This is a genomic window from Nitrospira marina (assembly GCF_059568365.1).
This window is the reverse complement of record NZ_JCANTH010000001.1, coordinates 4,528,674-4,543,572: the sequence shown is the minus strand read 5'-3', so window position 1 is coordinate 4,543,572 and position 14,899 is coordinate 4,528,674. Positions and strand designations below refer to the sequence as shown.

Genomic DNA, 14,899 nt, shown 5'->3' with positions numbered 1-14,899 from the left:
GGGCTATATATGCTTTTGATAATCAACAACATTGCCAGGCAGAAAGCGAGGGCACTATGACGACGCGGAGGGCAAGGTGACCACGACGTTTGGCCTGTGGGAGTTTTTGAGCCGTGACGTGACCTTCCTGGGCGGCCCCCACAGCCCCATGCTGAGTTGGCTGGGGTCCGTTGGGATTGTAGTATTTTTTCTGTGGCACATTCTCAAAATGCGAAAGGAAACGGCTTCGGTTCGTCTGGCGTTCAGTCGAATACGCCCCATGTTGGACGCACTTGCTAACGAACGAAAGGAAATCGATCGCAACCGCTTCACGCATCATCCGGGAAAGGGGTTCTCAACCCATGTGGACCGGGCGGCATCCACTTCGAGCCGGCTGGACAGTGAAGACATCCACACGCTCGACTCGGGAATGCAACAGGAACCCATCTTTCGGGACCCATGGGCGCAATACCGAATGACACTCATTCTTGAACAAGTCCCGTGGTTTGTCGACCCGCGGATATTCAGCACAAAACGCGCCGCAGAGGTGTTTACTCACGAAGCCCTCATTGCCAAACATGTGAATCTACCGTTCTATCGTCAATTGCCTTCGTTCATCACGGGTCTCGGGTTACTGCTGACCTTTCTCGCCTTGTTTATCGGCCTTGGCAAGCTACATGCCGAGGGAAGTGAGATTGTCGGCATTCAGGGGCTGATAAACGGGCTGGCAGGCAAGTTCCTGACATCCATCGTCGGACTTATCGTGGCCAATGTCTTCACGTTCATTGAAAAACCGCTCATGGCCAGGCTGATACACGATCATTACGTTTTTCTTGGTTTCGTTGATCAACTCTTTCCTCGAAAAACCATGGAGCAAATGTTAGAGCAACTCACGGCTATGCAAAGCCGATCCTCAACCGACCATTCGGCCTCCGGCGGAGAAGGCCGCCCACACATGGCCGAATGGGAGACAAACAGCCTTGCCGGTTCAACTGCCGATTTAACAGCGGCCATACAAAATTTGACGATATTGCAGCAGGAGCAACATGCGGAAATCCGACGAACCGTGTCGGACCTTTCACGTGTCATGACGGACCGGCTTCATGGTCCCCTTAATGATTTGAACGATGCCATTCACAACCTCACCAAATGGCTCAAGGAAGCCAATCTGCACCCTATGCCAACAGAAAAACCTTTCGAAGACCGCCCAGCCCTTTGGAAGACCTCTTCATACGCTCGGAGCCCTTCAGTGATCAGCTTTTTCGATAAAATCGGCTCCTGGTCCAAACGGCCGGGGCCAGTCAGACACCGGCGGACAGGATGAGTTCCCCGACGGGACAGGATAACACCAGTTCTCCCACGACGGGAGGAATCATCGATCTCATGACCTCACTGGCCATGATCTTCATTCTACTCTTTGCGGCCTTTATCACCCAAACCCCCTCCGAAGCCCGATCGCAATTGCAAGAACACAAAGAGAATGTGCAGGCAGCCCTTCGGGACCACTTAGAGCGATTAGGACTTACCCTGGATTCCGATCCCCACGATCCGCTCACGCTTCTCATCGTCGTCCCCGACAATAAACTCACCTTTGAGTTCGGCCAAAGCATACTTTCTCATGACGCCGTTCAGTTTTTACAGGAGGCGATGCCGTTCTATGCGGCCGTCTTATGCGGACCTTTACGCGACAAGATCGATTCCCTCGCAATCCAGGGTCACACCGACGATCGCGGGGACGATGCCTATAATTTAAAATTAAGCCAGGAGCGATCCCTGGCCGTGATGGTGAAGGGGCTAGAGGCCATTGAGGCTCAAGAGCCTTCGGCCTATCAATGCTTCCAAGCCATGACGTCAGCTTCCGGCCGTGGCAGGCAAGACTTGATCTACGATGGAAATAGCAGGGTGAGCCGGGAAAAGAGCCGCCGCGTGATCTTTAAAATCCGCCTTCGTTCAACCGAGCAACGTCACATGGCCGAAGGGCTTCCCACAATTCTTCCATCGTTGTAGGCTTCAACCTGCCAATGTGATTTCAAATTTCACACAGTCACCACTATCTTCCCTTTTTGCTGGTTGGAGACCATGTAGCGATGCGCTTCCGCAATCTCGGCCAAAGGGAAGGTGCGATCGATGATCGGTTTTAATGCCCCGGCTTCTAATCCCTGGTAAATATATTCTTTTCCGCGCTTCAGCATTTCCGGGTTTTTAACAATTTCAAAGAGCGTATATCCTCGTATGGTTAACCCTTTTGCCAAGGCAGGGAACAAAGGAAATGGGGTTGGGTGTGGAGCCAATGCCCCATACTCAAAGATGATCCCTCCAGGTGCGGTGACGGCGGCGAGTTGTTCCAACAACGGACCCGCAACAGGATCAAACACCAGGCGCGCGCCTTTTTTAGAGGTGAGCGCCATCCCTCTTTCCACCAGATCTTCCTCATCGGTCACAATCACATGATCCGCTCCAGCTTGAAGGAGAAAGGCTTTTTTATCTGCGCCGCGAGTCGTCGCAATCGCGACTCCTCCGGTAGCTTTGACGATTTGAATGGCCGCTAAGCCTACGCTGCTGCTGGCGGCCGTTATCAAAACCGTGTCGCCTGTTTTCAGATTTCCGTATTCTTTGAGTGCCCCATACGCCGTCATGTATTGCATCCAGATGGAAGCACCTTCAATGGCGGAGAGGTTGTCGGGATAAGGAGCGGCCGCAGAGGCCGGGACGATGGCACTCTCACCATAGACCCCATATTGGCTCATGGGAAATGACGGAATCGTACTCACCCGGTCACCAATTTGTAGGTCTGTGATGTCGGGACCGACGGCATCAATGACTCCTGCCGCTTCATACCCTATCCGAGAGGGCAGTTGAGGAGTCTCCAGATATTGGCCTTTTCTCAGCATGACTTCGGCGCGGTTAAGACCGATAGCCTCCACCTTCATGCGAACTTCTCCCTTACCCGGTTCGGCCAAAGGAAAGTCCTCAAGCTTCAGAACGTCAGGTCCGCCTATTTGATGAAAGCGCACGATCTTTGGCATCAGCCACCTCTTCCAAAAAAAATCATTTCGGTCAGGTTTTTGATCGTTCCGTCACCAATTGTACGATGCGGTCCACGTCGTCATCCGCCTCCCGGACCATTTGGAGAAATTCAACGGGGTTGACGTTGACGTTTCTCAGAAATCGACGATCCGCACCGCAACTGTACATCAGATCAGGTGGCAACTCTCCATAAAGCTTGGCTCTGGCTTTCTCTATAATGCGCGGAAACCATTCCAGTCCCGCCAGAGAGGCCTCCCGGGGCGGGAACAATTCGGTAATTTTCACATATTTCGAATATTGTCCCTGTTGATCGTTTAAAAAATAGTCCCGTCTTATCCTGGTAATGGCGAGAGCGGTTTCGGGATCGGGTTCTCCGGCATCGCACCAGTCCTCCACAAAGTCGAAAATTTCCTGAGGCGTGGCCCCGATCGATCGAAGAAAGTCTTCTTCTTGTTTCGTAAACATCACGTCCACCTGACGCTCTCCGTTTTTATAGGCCGTGACTTTGCTTTCGAAGAGGGTCCGGAATCTCTCTTCCCACTCTTCAGATTCATGATTCATCGTTCGATGTTCCCTTGCAGTTCCATGTGTATAATCAGAAGCTTCTATCGATTCGGATATTGGTTCCTTGAATTGTACGGATGTTTTCATTTCCTTGTCTCCTATTTCAGCATGGCCATTAACATTAATCGACTGACATTCGTTCACACCGACACCCGCAATTGTCTGTTTAATATCTCAATTTCAGTTTCCAAGGCCGTGATCCGGCCTTTAAGGGACAACATAAGCCGGTCGACCTCCTCTTGTGAATATTTGACAGGAATGTGTTGTCGGCAATTGGTATCCCAGGCTTCCACATGAAAACGAATAACCCGTTCGGGCTTTCCCTTGTACCGGAAATCAGAAAGTTTCTTAAGCAAGGCGGGATCATCCTCAATCACCTCTGCGGTTCCCCACACCTTGATTCGGGTTTGGGTCGCGTAATCCATCAGGAACAAAAAAGCCTGATGATTTTCGGATAAATTTCCTAATGAGATATATTGGCGATTGCCTGCGAAATCAACAAAAGCCAGAGTGCGGTCGTCCAGTACTTTGAGAAAGCCCTTGGGACCTCCTCGATGTTGGATGTACGGCCTTCCGTCCTTGTTGGCGGTGGCCAGATACAATGAATCCTGCTTCCTCACAAAATCTGCAAGCTCTTGCGTGATGGTGCTCGACCATCCGTCTCCTTCTTCCATTCGAGCATAAGGTTTACGTGATCCCATCCTCTCTTGGAGGGCCTTTACGGATGGGGTGAACGCGATATCACTGATTGGTGGTTTCATGGCTTAGTCTCCTTTTCCTAACTCCAGTGGTCGTTAGGCGGCCTGTTCTTTCAGTGGAAGATAGTCGGTATATCCCTTCATATCTCCGCCATAAAATGTGGCACGATCATAGGGGGTGAGAGGTGAGGATTGGCGGATACGCTCCGGGAGGTCAGGGTTGGAAATAAAGTGCCTTCCAAACGCAACAGCATCAGCCAAACTATTTTCTACATATTCATGGGCTGAAACGGGAGTATGTCCTCCGGCAGAAATCAGGATGGTCTTCAGTACAGGACGAAATAATGACGCGGTCTGTGGTTTGTCCTCAAGACTCTCGTCCTGCATGCCCGCGAAAGATGAACGTGGTTCAATTGTATGGACATAGGCCACGCCTCGGGTATCCAGCGCCCCAAGCACAGAGGTGAACAGCTTGATGGGATCGCTATCCTTCATGCCGTTAAACGCGTTAAAGGGTGATAAACGCACGCCGACACGATCTTTCCCCCAAACTTCGATGACGGAATCGACAACCTCCAACAACAAGCGGGAACGATTCTCAATGGATCCACCATAGTGGTCAGTGCGTAAGTTGGAACCATCCTGAAGGAACTGATCGAGTAAATACCCATTGGCTCCATGGACTTCCACGCCATCAAAACCTGCCGATTTGGCGTTTTCAGCCCCTGCGTTAAAATCGCCAACAATTCCCGAAATTTCATCTGTTTCTAATGCGCGCGGAACCAAAATCGGCGTTTCCTGCCAATCGACCGTATACGTCCCACTGTTTTCCGCAGCAAGAGCAGAGGGCGCAACCGGCAACCCACCATCAGGTTGATGAGAGGGATGAGAAATACGCCCCACATGCCAGAGCTGAAGAAAGATTCGGCCGCCGGCTTTATGCACGGCATCGGTCACGAGTTTCCAGCCTTGGACCTGCTCAGAGGAGTGTATGCCAGGGGTAGCAGGATAGCCTTGGCCCTGTTGGGAAATTTGCGTAGCTTCAGAAACAATCAAACCGGAGGACGCACGCTGAGCATAATATTCGGCATTGAGCTCGTGAGGAACATTTCCTGGCTGCTGTGATCGCATCCGTGTTAACGGTGCCATGATGATGCGATTGGGTAAGGTCAGGGAACCTATGTGTAATGGCTCAAATAGTTTTGTCATGATCTGTTTCCTTTGATGAAATAAATATTACGTGATCTCCAGTCTGTCTTGAATGTTAAGGGTAGTTTGTGTGGTCATGGTTTTTTCCTTTCATGACATGAATGATTGAGTAATGGTGATTCTGAATTTAGACCTGGACGGTTTTAGACCCTGGCTTCCAGCCCGGAAACCGCAGGGAAGTCCACCTCTGTTCCGGCCACGTGGTTCAAATAATTGGTAAACAGTGTCAGCCCGATATTGCCCAGGATCTCTGTGATCTCCCCGTCCGTAAACCCGGCCTTGCGGAGTTTGGCAACCTCTTCGTCCGTAACTTGTCCCCGGTTCGACACCATCTGCCGCGTAAACTCCAGGGCCGTGGCCTCCTTGGTGTCGAGTGATTCCCCGCGCCGGCTGTCACTGATAGCCTCCTCACTGAGCCCCACGGTTCGGCCAATAGCCGAGTGGGCCGCGAGGCAATACCGGCAGTCATTGACCTCGGAAACGGTCAGGGCAATTTGTTCGCGAAACTTCGCCGAAAGATGGCCTTTCGAGAGGGCTCCCGAAAAATCGAGATACCCCCGAAGGACCGCCGGAGAGTTGGCCATGGTCCGCATAATGTTAGGCGCGAAGCCGAGCTTACTTTCCACGCCTTTCAACAAACGTTGGGCCTGGCCGGTGGCGGTCTCCGGATTGAGTGCAGGTAATCGTGTCATGGTTTGGGTTCTCCTTGTGTGGGTTTTGGTAAACGTTCGCATTCATGTTTTCGTGGTATTACAATGACCGTGCCAAACCATTAAACTTCATAAATAGTTGTTTTATTTATAAAAATAATTTTTAACCAACTACTAATTACCACGAAAAATCGTGTCGCACGAAAACTCATTGCACATCCACGAAATTTCGTTTAAATTTTCAGCTATGACGACGACAAAGGCGGAATGCCCAGATCCCACCACACTGGATTCCCTGAAATGCCTGTTGCTGGACATCGCCCAGCAACGTTCATTAAACGACTTGCTGTGGTTGATTGTGCGCCGGCTGGCGGATCGACCCACCGTGGTCCTGGCGCGAATCTGGCTGCTTAAACCCGGCGATATCTGCTCCACCTGCCGGTTCAGGGAGGAATGCCCTGATCAGACGCAGTGCCTCCACCTGGTGGCCAGTGCAGGCCGATCAGGTGTGGGAGATAAAACCGAATGGATGAAAACCGACGGGTACTTTGCCCGGTTTCCGCTGGGCGTATGTAAGGTGGGGCGGATTGGAAAGACCGGCGAGCAACTCATCATCAATGAGATGGACAACAATCTCGCCTGGATTGCCAGGCCCGACTGGGCCAGGCAGGAAGGCATCCAGGGCTTTCACGGACAACCCATCATTTATAAAGGGGAAACTCTGGGCGTATTGGCCGTGTTCGAACGGGAACCGGTCACGAATGAGGCCACCGTCTGGTTCCGGATGATTGCCGATCATGTAGCCGTCGCCATTGCCAACGCCCGGGCTTTTGAGGAAATCGAACGACTCAAAGCCCAATTGGAACTGGAAAACACCTTCTTAAAAGAAGAAGTCCTGGAAGCACAGAACTTTGGGGGTATCATCGGGCAGAGTCCGGCCATCGCTAATCTGGTGCAACAGATCGAGCTGGTGGCTCCCACCGATGCCACCGCACTCATCTCCGGAGAATCGGGAACCGGAAAAGAATTGGTCGCGCGCGAAATTCACCGCCGCAGTCAACGAAAAGACCATCCGCTCGTGCGGGTCAACTGTGCCTCGATTCCCAAAGATCTCTATGAAAGCGAATTCTTCGGGCATGCCAAAGGTTCCTTTACCGGCGCCATGAAAGACCGGGCCGGGCGGTTCCAAGCGGCCGATGGCGGCACGCTCTTTCTGGATGAAGTGGGAGAAATCCCCCTGGAGATGCAAAGCAAACTCTTACGCGTCTTACAGGAGGGAGAATACGAACGGGTAGGCGAGGAAACCACCAGAAAGGTCAATGTCCGCATTATCGCAGCCACCAACCGGAAGTTGGCCCAAGAGGTGGAAGCCAAAAGATTTCGTCAGGATCTGTATTACCGGTTGAATGTCTTTCCGATTGAAGTCGCTCCACTTCGCAATCGCAAGGAAGATATTCCGCTGTTGGCCGGCATGTTCATGGCCAATGTCCGCAAAAAGTTGAATTGCACGGGACGGGAATTAACCCAGGCCGAAGTCCTGAAACTACAAAACTATCATTGGCCGGGCAACGTGCGGGAACTGCAGAACATCATCGAGCGCGCCGTAATTTCCTCACGATGCGGATCGGTCAAGTTCGACCTGCCTGTACCGCAAGCCAGCGGATCTTCACTCAAAACACCCATCAAGAAAAATGGTGACAGCGTTGGCCGGATTCTGACCGACGAGGACATTCGCCTTCAGGAAAAAGTAAACATCGAAGCCGCATTACTCAAAACAGGCTGGAAAATCTACGGCACCGGCGGGGCGGCCGAACTCCTCGGCCTCAAACCCACCACCCTCCTCTCCCGCATCAAAAAAATGGGGATTGAGAAGACCCATTAGATTGGCGTCACTGACTTGAAGTTAGGTAGGAATGGAATAAAAGTCAAGAATGTATGCGTTTGCGGTATTCGCCTTTAAGGAGAGCAAGAAATTCACCCTGCGCAGAACAATTACCATGGCTGGGAATGCCGCAGACTAACTTTACCTCTCCAAAATCGATTTTCGTGTTTAGCAGCCAAGCAATCTCTACCTCTTAAAAGAAGATGAATGAATATGATGGATAATTTTACTCCTGGCCAACGCTGGGTGAGTGACAACGATGCCGCACTCGGGTTGGGCATCGTCCAATCTGTCGCCTTTCGCACGGTTCAAATTGAATTCCCCGCCGCTGATGAAACACGCACGTATGCAAAAGCCACTGCCCCGCTGACACGCGTTGAATTTGATGTCGGTGATTCAATTAAAAGTATGGATGGTTGGGGTCTTTCGATCACCGAAATAGAATATGTCAGCGGCACAGTGCGCTACCACGGCATTCGGGAAAGTGGTGAGGCGGCCACCATGCATGAACGTGAGCTGTCCGATGCACTCACGTTTAATGTACCTCAAGACAAACTGTTTGCCGGGCAAGTTGACGACAACAGATGGTTTGAGCTACGTGCGGCCACGTTGCAACACCTTGCCACACAACAAGCATCAACAAGCTTTGGCTTACACGGGCCACGTGTCAGCCTGATTCCCCATCAAATTTATATTGCCCATGAAGTATCAACGAGAACCGCCCCGCGTGTTCTACTCGCCGATGAAGTGGGCCTCGGTAAAACCATTGAAGCCGGTTTAATTTTGCACCGTATGACACTGACCGGGAAAATACACCGTGCTTTAGTTATCGTACCGGAACCACTCCTGCATCAGTGGCTGGTGGAATTGCTCAGGCGCTTTAATTTACGCTTCACCTTAATCGATGAGCAGTATTTTTCACATATCGACGAGGCATTCGACAATCCAGAAGAATCGGCACCTCTTGAAAACCTTTTCGATCAATTTCCCCTCGTGTTATGCGGATTACACTTTGCCTGCCGCGATGATATCGCCCCGTTAATGGCCATGTGCCATTGGGATATATTGGTCGTCGATGAGGCGCACCATCTGGAGTGGACACCGGGCGAGAGCAGCCAGGAGTATCGACAAATCGAAACGTTAGCGAATCAGTCAGATTCAGTCTTGTTATTAACAGCCACACCCGAGCAATTTGGCACGGCAGGACATTTTGCCCGTTTGCGACTACTCGACCCGGCGCGCTTCCACTCGCTCGACAGCTACTTAGCCGAGGAGAAACAACATGCCGCGACTGCCGGGCTGGTGAATCTCCTACTCGATCATCAGACCATGACTGAAGATGATCTAGCACATGTACGTTCGCTCATTGATGATAGCGATGCCATCGACCTAGCAGCCATCAATGCCGCTAATAACGATGCACGCATACTTCGACGACACCTCATCGACCGTTTGATTGATCAACACGGCACTGGCCGCATGTTGTTCAGGAACACGCGTGCGTCAATCAGCGGGTTTCCCCAGCGTCACTTCATTCCTGCTGTACTCGATGACGACAGAAACGAGACCCGTATTGACTGGCTTTCCGATAAACTACGAGAACTATCGCCGCACAAAGTGCTACTGATTTGCGCGACCGCCGAGACCGCGGTTTCCCTATCAATAATACTGCTGCAAAGGCATGGCCTGCCAGCCGGTGTTTTTCACGAACACATGAGTCTCCTGGAACGAGACCGCGCTGCCGCCTGGTTTGCCGATGCCGAAGACGGTGCGCAAATATTGATTTGCTCGGAGATTGGCGGCGAAGGCCGAAACTTTCAATTTCTACATAATATCGTCCTGCTCGACTTACCCGATAAACCCGATTTACTGGAGCAGCGCATTGGCCGCCTGGATAGAATCGGGCAGCAGCACGATATCAATATTCACGTGCCTGTCGCGGCAGGTTCAAGAGACGCACGACTGAGCCGCTGGTACCATCATGCACTCAAGGCGTTTGAGCATAGTTGCGTAACCGGCCAACACATCAAGGCCGAAATGGAAGAACAATTTGCTGCTTACCTTGCCGGCGAACACCTCGATGAGGACCGGTTCATCAAGGAATGCAGGCAACTGCACGAGCAAAAGACCCGGCAACTCACCCTTGGTCGCAACCGGTTGCTCGAACTCAGTGGTTGCCGTCAGGAAATTGCTGACCCGTTGATTAAAGAAATCAAACACAATGAGCAGGAGAACATCTTATTACGATACCTTGAAAACGCCTTTGATTGTTTTGGGGTTGAAATTGAAGATCATTCGCCAAGCAGTTGGATCGTACGATCGGGTGCTCATTTACAGGTGGCACAATTTCCTGAGTTACCCGAAGACGGCATCACCGTGACAACCAATCGCGAGACGGCCCTTGCGCGAGAAGACATGCATTTCCTGAGCTGGGAGCACCCGTTAGTCCGTTCGACAATCGACTTGATTTTGAACGGAGAACGAGGCCGGGCCAGTGTCTGCACGTTACACCTGCCACATCTTCCACCGCACAGTATTTTAATCGAAGCCATATTCGAATCGAACTGCCCTGCACCCGCCGGACTAGAGACCGGGCGCTACCTTCCTTGCCACGCATTGCGCCTGCTGGTCAACCAGGACGGGGAAAACTATACCCAGCAACTACCACCTGACAGCTACGAAACTTTACTGGAAAAGATCAATCGGAAAGTCGCACAGCAAATGATCCAGAGCACACGTGCGACATTAAAAAAACAGGTGCAACACATTGAGGAAATAGCCGCGCAACAGCTCCCCATGCTTCGCAATGCTGCCATCGCCTCGATGCATGAAGAATTGGATAACGAATTACAGCGTCTCCTTACCCTGCAAAAGCGCAACCCAACCATTCGCGATGAAGAAGTGCAATTCCTGCGCACGAAAATTTCCGATGTGGAAAGGTGCTTGCAAAGCAGCACCCTCCATCTGTCCGCCCTGCGTGTCATTTATACGGTTTAACCCCTCGAATACAAACCCCCAACGGTATACTCCCCGTTGCATGTGGTGTAAATTACTCTCGTGAGCAAGTACAATCATGAGGGAAGTCTGTGAAGCAACAACGATTATGGGTCGCGTCTGTTGTTGTAAGTTAGGTAGGTATTCTCTATGGCGTGCCGCAGTCCTTGGGTTTGCAGGAATTCTAAACTAGATATCAACAGACATGACCCGTATTTACTTCCAAAGCTAACCTACTAAATGGGAATTATTTCCATGTATGAGAGCCGCCGGGTCTCCGCCCGGCAGCCGAGGTTTTGCTTGGCGCGTCCCAGAGGGCGAAACCTTTGTTGTGGAGCAAAAGGGCCCAAAACCAGTGACGCCCCGTCCGGCCTCAAAAAGGGGATGGACGCCAACTTTAAGAAGGTGGCCCAACTCCCTGGGCTCTAACAAGGTCCACTAGAGTTAATAAGAGCGTCTACCCATGGGTCCGGGCGGCAGGCGTCCTTCCCCGGTGGGAAAACCGCTTAGGCAGAACAATTACAAACTAACTTGGCATGACATTAAGAGGCCTATAAAGAAAAACGGGGAAACCCCAGCGCAACAGGGCGAATATCGAATCCGCCTTACAACAATCCGACTGGAAAATGCACGGAACCTGCGGAACCGCAGAACCCCTGGGCATCAAACCCACCACCCTCCTCTCCCGCATCAAAAAAATGGGGATTGTGAAAGCAGGATAAGTTTTCAACTATATTGCTGTGATTTTGGGTGGTAAAGAGCGCATTCCTTTCAATAAGAATTCATTGGTGTGATCTGTGTTTTTACCAAAATGCATTTCTTGAAAGATCTCGTTTTCAACTACAGCTTAAATTTCCCTCCCGAGTGGCAACCTCAAACTTAATTGGCGAGTTATACAGATTTACAAGCCCTGTTCGTTCGGTTCGAAGCATTTGACGCATAGGAGCAGTTAAATAGACTTTTGTTTTAAGCTCCGCATCAGAAAGTGACCCCGTAGAACATACAACTTCTTCCACGATCTGTTTCACTTCATTCGGAAGAGCTGCAACTTTCATTTCGCCAAAAAGACTCTGCTGTGGCAGATTAAGAAATATCTTATTTTGTTTCTCTGTGACTTTAAGACTTGGCAGAGCCTTACGTAGCTTAGCCAGATGTAAGTCAGTGCAATATGGGCCATCTTTTTGTCTTATGAAAAACGCAGCAGTAAAGTTTTTCCCCAAGCGGGCCGAGGCTGCGCATTCAACCAGGAAAAAAAGCTTATGAAGAGCAAAATAACTAATTAAACCTTTTTTTTGTATTATCTCTTTCGCCAACCAAGCAACTTCATTTTTCGTCTGTCCTGAATTTTTACGGACTGGTCCCTCGATTTTTTTCAGCTGGTCGGCAATATACTGATAGTCCGAGCGTTGATTGGCCATACTTCTGTGAATCATGGCCCTTGCACCAGGATGGTAAATGGGGATCAGCTTTCTACCAAACCATGTGTGTGAAGTTCTTACATGCTCTGACAACTTCAAATTATGTTCGGAAATGAAATTTATCGCTTCAAGTGCTATAGATCCCAGGGTCACAACAATTTTTGGTTGGATTATATCAATTTGTTCTTTAAGATAATTTGAGCAATTTTTCATTTCCGTTTTACTAGGTGTAGCGTTATTACCGGATTCCGCCTTTGGATTACAGAGTACCGCGTTAGTAACAAACACCTTCGAGCGGTCGAGATCGACAAAATGAAGAAGCTCCTCAAAATTATGACCGGCTTTATCGCCATGAAAGGGAATTTCATGAGCGTCCGCCCCCAGCCTTCCCGGGGCCTCTCCGATAAACATTAATTTGGCAGTTAGAGGGCCAGCGGCTCTCGATAGCACTCGAGCACTTTCTTCCATTCTTTCACAGCGTGTACAGAACTTGACTTTGCTACATAGCTCGTCAAACTTTCGTTGGTGGAACATTGTTGCTTCAAGCACTTTTTATTAGCTCCTTCTGTTTTTTTGAAGACGTGCTGATGTATGCATGAATAGATAGGCAAGAGATCTTACCAGGGGATCGTCCAGATTCCTCTCCTACGAATTTGAGAAGTCGGCTCAATCCAAAGAAATTCCCGAGAACCTTCTTGCAATAATCGTGATTCCTGTATATGGCCAATAAATCAATTTGGTTGGTTTTTGGACAGTTAAACTGAATATACTGCAAGCAAGGCCCACCTAAAGTCCTTAAATTATCTGTTTCAGGTGAAGAAGTGTGCATGACCAAGACTGCTTTATGATTGTTTTCCCAATTGTTAAGAGCATTGATTACTCGCTCAAGCTGATTGACCTTTGTGTCACCAAATGCGATGAGTCGTAAAAAATAAGTCCCCCAACTTGGCTTCCGATTGCGTTCATGGGCGCGTTTGTATCGATTGTAAAAGTCTTCTCTGGTATGCGAATTAGACCATGTCTTAGCCGGGAAAATTGTATTCGCCACATCTCTCGCGCAATCAAATTTCTTCCCAAGAACTTGTCTAGGATTAAATTTCCGCAAAGGCGTTTCATCTATAGCTTCGGAACAAGGAAATGAGATTTGTATATTATATGCCTCCCCCTTATTGAGAATGAGGTAGTTACTGGCGGTTCTCCAGGCAGCTAAAGGTGAAACTTCTTCGATTATCATTGACCTGCAATTGGGAGTTTATGGAAATTTAAGGTTCGTTTGTTCAGATTAACTTCAACATTGCCGCCTCGATGTTTACTAAGAAGCCTGAAAATTTGGTAACCGGACAGTATAGCCTTCTCCCAAGCAGCTGCAGGTACTTTCCCCACTTCAAGCCCGCCAGTCAACCGAATGATAAGCGAAAGCAACTCCGAATCAATGCGACCAACACCATCTAATAAATTATGTTTTTCAGCATACTGAAATACTAATGCTGAAATCCCTTCTTCTATTACACTGGATCTTCCACCATCTTCGATTTCATCGACCCTTTTGTTGCTTTTTCTCTTACAATTAAGAATTTTTCGAGTTACCGGGGACCAACCTAATACCCCTGCATAAGCCAAATGAAAAACGTCATGATATCGATAACCGTCTTCGAAATAAGAGTTGTCTGTTAAAGTATCTCCACACTTTTTCCCATCTCTAAACAATTGAACTATGTGGCGTCCGTTTTTTTTGTGTTCCTTAAAGGCGATGTTGAAAATCCTAGGAATCTGCTCCCTTTTAGGGTACTCTTGATCAAATAGTTGAAACATAGAATCCGGAGCATCAAAATTTCCCCATCGGGCATTGGTTTTAACTAGATTTTTACAGGCTATCTCCTCTAGGGAAAGTCCAAGTTTGCTACAAAGAGTGGCCATGTACCATAGAATATCGCCAAGCTCCTCTCCGCATTGTTCTGGATAAACTGTGAAGCTATTACCATCTCGCAGCTTCTTTTTAAATAGTGTTGCTAAGTCACCCGCCTCTCCAACAATTCCAAGTACAGAAACAAGAATTCCATCTTGCGGGTCGGCTCCTGTTTGATCAGTTTTATTTGCCTCTTCCTGATATTCTTCGAAACTGAACAACCGATTTGATGAAATATGGCTCACTCTGCATTCGCTTTTTAAAGTTTTTGCCTTGCCCTAAAATTATCGATAAAAGTTTTTCCTTTTGGAGATAACCCTAGAAATTCGGTGTACTATAGATTATGGCCTTGATTTTATCTAGATTTGTAAAACTTTATTTTTCCTACTGGTTTGGTCAGCGGGAGTGTCAAAAGTAATTGAGGAAGGGGTCTGAAGATAATGGGTCGAGCCTGATGTTTACATTTTACTCATCCCTGATCTCGTCGGTAAATGAGTGGATTGAGGCGGGTCTCTTCCCTATAAGAGTTTTGTGATGGTCTTCTCCATTTTAGAGAAACTGAAGGGGTAATG

12 protein-coding genes are annotated in these 14,899 nt (G+C 49.3%); 4 read left to right on the top strand and 8 right to left on the bottom strand.

The genetic code is table 11. The features are described 5' to 3' along the window. Positions 1–76 precede the first annotated feature (76 nt). Positions 77–1,303 carry an anti-phage protein ZorA-like protein gene (locus LX98_RS19635; protein WP_496430450.1) on the top strand — a complete coding sequence of 409 codons (1,227 nt, stop codon included), beginning with the start codon at positions 77–79 and terminating at the stop codon, positions 1,301–1,303. Then, positions 1,300–1,986 carry an OmpA family protein gene (locus tag LX98_RS19630; protein WP_496430449.1) on the top strand — a complete coding sequence of 229 codons (687 nt, stop codon included), beginning with the start codon at positions 1,300–1,302 and terminating at the stop codon, positions 1,984–1,986. Before LX98_RS19635 ends, LX98_RS19630 begins: the two co-directional genes overlap by 4 nt. 29 nt (positions 1,987–2,015) lie before the next feature. On the opposite strand, the gene LX98_RS19625 is transcribed toward LX98_RS19630, so the two are convergent. The 5 genes from LX98_RS19625 to LX98_RS19605 all read right to left on the bottom strand — a co-directional run bounded on the left by LX98_RS19625 (position 2,016) and on the right by LX98_RS19605 (position 6,169). Continuing rightward, positions 2,016–3,005: a zinc-binding dehydrogenase gene (locus LX98_RS19625; protein ID WP_496430448.1), complete on the bottom strand. Its 990-nt coding sequence runs from the start codon at positions 3,003–3,005 to the stop codon at positions 2,016–2,018. Positions 3,006–3,036: 31 nt separating this feature from the next. Next, positions 3,037–3,657 carry a DUF5069 domain-containing protein gene (locus LX98_RS19620; RefSeq protein ID WP_496430447.1) on the bottom strand — a complete coding sequence of 207 codons (621 nt, stop codon included), beginning with the start codon at positions 3,655–3,657 and terminating at the stop codon, positions 3,037–3,039. A gap of 53 nt (positions 3,658–3,710) precedes the next feature. Next, a complete protein-coding gene (locus tag LX98_RS19615; RefSeq protein ID WP_496430446.1) occupies positions 3,711–4,331 on the bottom strand; it encodes a pyridoxamine 5'-phosphate oxidase family protein in 621 nt (206 codons plus the stop codon). Between the two features lie 33 nt (positions 4,332–4,364). Beyond that, entirely contained in the window at positions 4,365–5,477 is a 1,113-nt protein-coding gene (locus LX98_RS19610; protein ID WP_496430445.1) for an N-ethylmaleimide reductase, read from the bottom strand. Between the two features lie 143 nt (positions 5,478–5,620). Then, positions 5,621–6,169: a peroxidase-related enzyme gene (locus tag LX98_RS19605; RefSeq protein ID WP_496430444.1), complete on the bottom strand. Its 549-nt coding sequence runs from the start codon at positions 6,167–6,169 to the stop codon at positions 5,621–5,623. Between the two features lie 205 nt (positions 6,170–6,374). Between LX98_RS19605 and LX98_RS19600 the strand changes: the two genes are divergently transcribed. Next, complete coding sequence (locus LX98_RS19600) at positions 6,375–8,009, top strand: sigma 54-interacting transcriptional regulator (protein WP_496430443.1); 1,635 nt, start codon at positions 6,375–6,377, stop codon at positions 8,007–8,009. Between the two features lie 213 nt (positions 8,010–8,222). After that, positions 8,223–11,006 (top strand): SNF2-related protein, encoded by a 2,784-nt coding sequence (locus tag LX98_RS19595; protein ID WP_496430442.1) that lies wholly within the window; start codon positions 8,223–8,225, stop codon positions 11,004–11,006. Positions 11,007–11,839: 833 nt separating this feature from the next. Here the strand turns inward: LX98_RS19595 and LX98_RS19590 are convergent. The 3 genes from LX98_RS19590 to LX98_RS19580 are packed head-to-tail and all read right to left on the bottom strand — an operon-like array spanning position 11,840 to position 14,572. After that, on the bottom strand, positions 11,840–12,970 hold the full coding sequence (locus tag LX98_RS19590) for a uracil-DNA glycosylase family protein (protein WP_496430441.1): 1,131 nt from the start codon (positions 12,968–12,970) through the stop codon (positions 11,840–11,842). Then, positions 12,963–13,655 carry a thymidylate synthase family protein gene (locus LX98_RS19585; protein ID WP_496430440.1) on the bottom strand — a complete coding sequence of 231 codons (693 nt, stop codon included), beginning with the start codon at positions 13,653–13,655 and terminating at the stop codon, positions 12,963–12,965. The genes LX98_RS19590 and LX98_RS19585 overlap by 8 nt, the downstream gene beginning before the upstream one ends. Continuing rightward, positions 13,652–14,572 carry a MazG C-terminal domain-containing protein gene (locus LX98_RS19580; RefSeq protein ID WP_496430439.1) on the bottom strand — a complete coding sequence of 307 codons (921 nt, stop codon included), beginning with the start codon at positions 14,570–14,572 and terminating at the stop codon, positions 13,652–13,654. Before LX98_RS19580 ends, LX98_RS19585 begins: the two co-directional genes overlap by 4 nt. Positions 14,573–14,899 lie beyond the last annotated feature (327 nt).

Coding starts and splice junctions, on each gene's coding strand:
- LX98_RS19610 (WP_496430445.1), bottom strand. CDS start 5,477: ATGACAAAACTATTTGAGCCATTACACATAGGTTCCCTGACCTTACCC.
- LX98_RS19595 (WP_496430442.1), top strand. CDS start 8,223: ATGATGGATAATTTTACTCCTGGCCAACGCTGGGTGAGTGACAACGAT.
- LX98_RS19585 (WP_496430440.1), bottom strand. CDS start 13,655: ATGATAATCGAAGAAGTTTCACCTTTAGCTGCCTGGAGAACCGCCAGT.
- LX98_RS19615 (WP_496430446.1), bottom strand. CDS start 4,331: ATGAAACCACCAATCAGTGATATCGCGTTCACCCCATCCGTAAAGGCC.
- LX98_RS19630 (WP_496430449.1), top strand. CDS start 1,300: ATGAGTTCCCCGACGGGACAGGATAACACCAGTTCTCCCACGACGGGA.
- LX98_RS19625 (WP_496430448.1), bottom strand. CDS start 3,005: ATGCCAAAGATCGTGCGCTTTCATCAAATAGGCGGACCTGACGTTCTG.
- LX98_RS19620 (WP_496430447.1), bottom strand. CDS start 3,657: ATGAAAACATCCGTACAATTCAAGGAACCAATATCCGAATCGATAGAA.
- LX98_RS19605 (WP_496430444.1), bottom strand. CDS start 6,169: ATGACACGATTACCTGCACTCAATCCGGAGACCGCCACCGGCCAGGCC.
- LX98_RS19600 (WP_496430443.1), top strand. CDS start 6,375: ATGACGACGACAAAGGCGGAATGCCCAGATCCCACCACACTGGATTCC.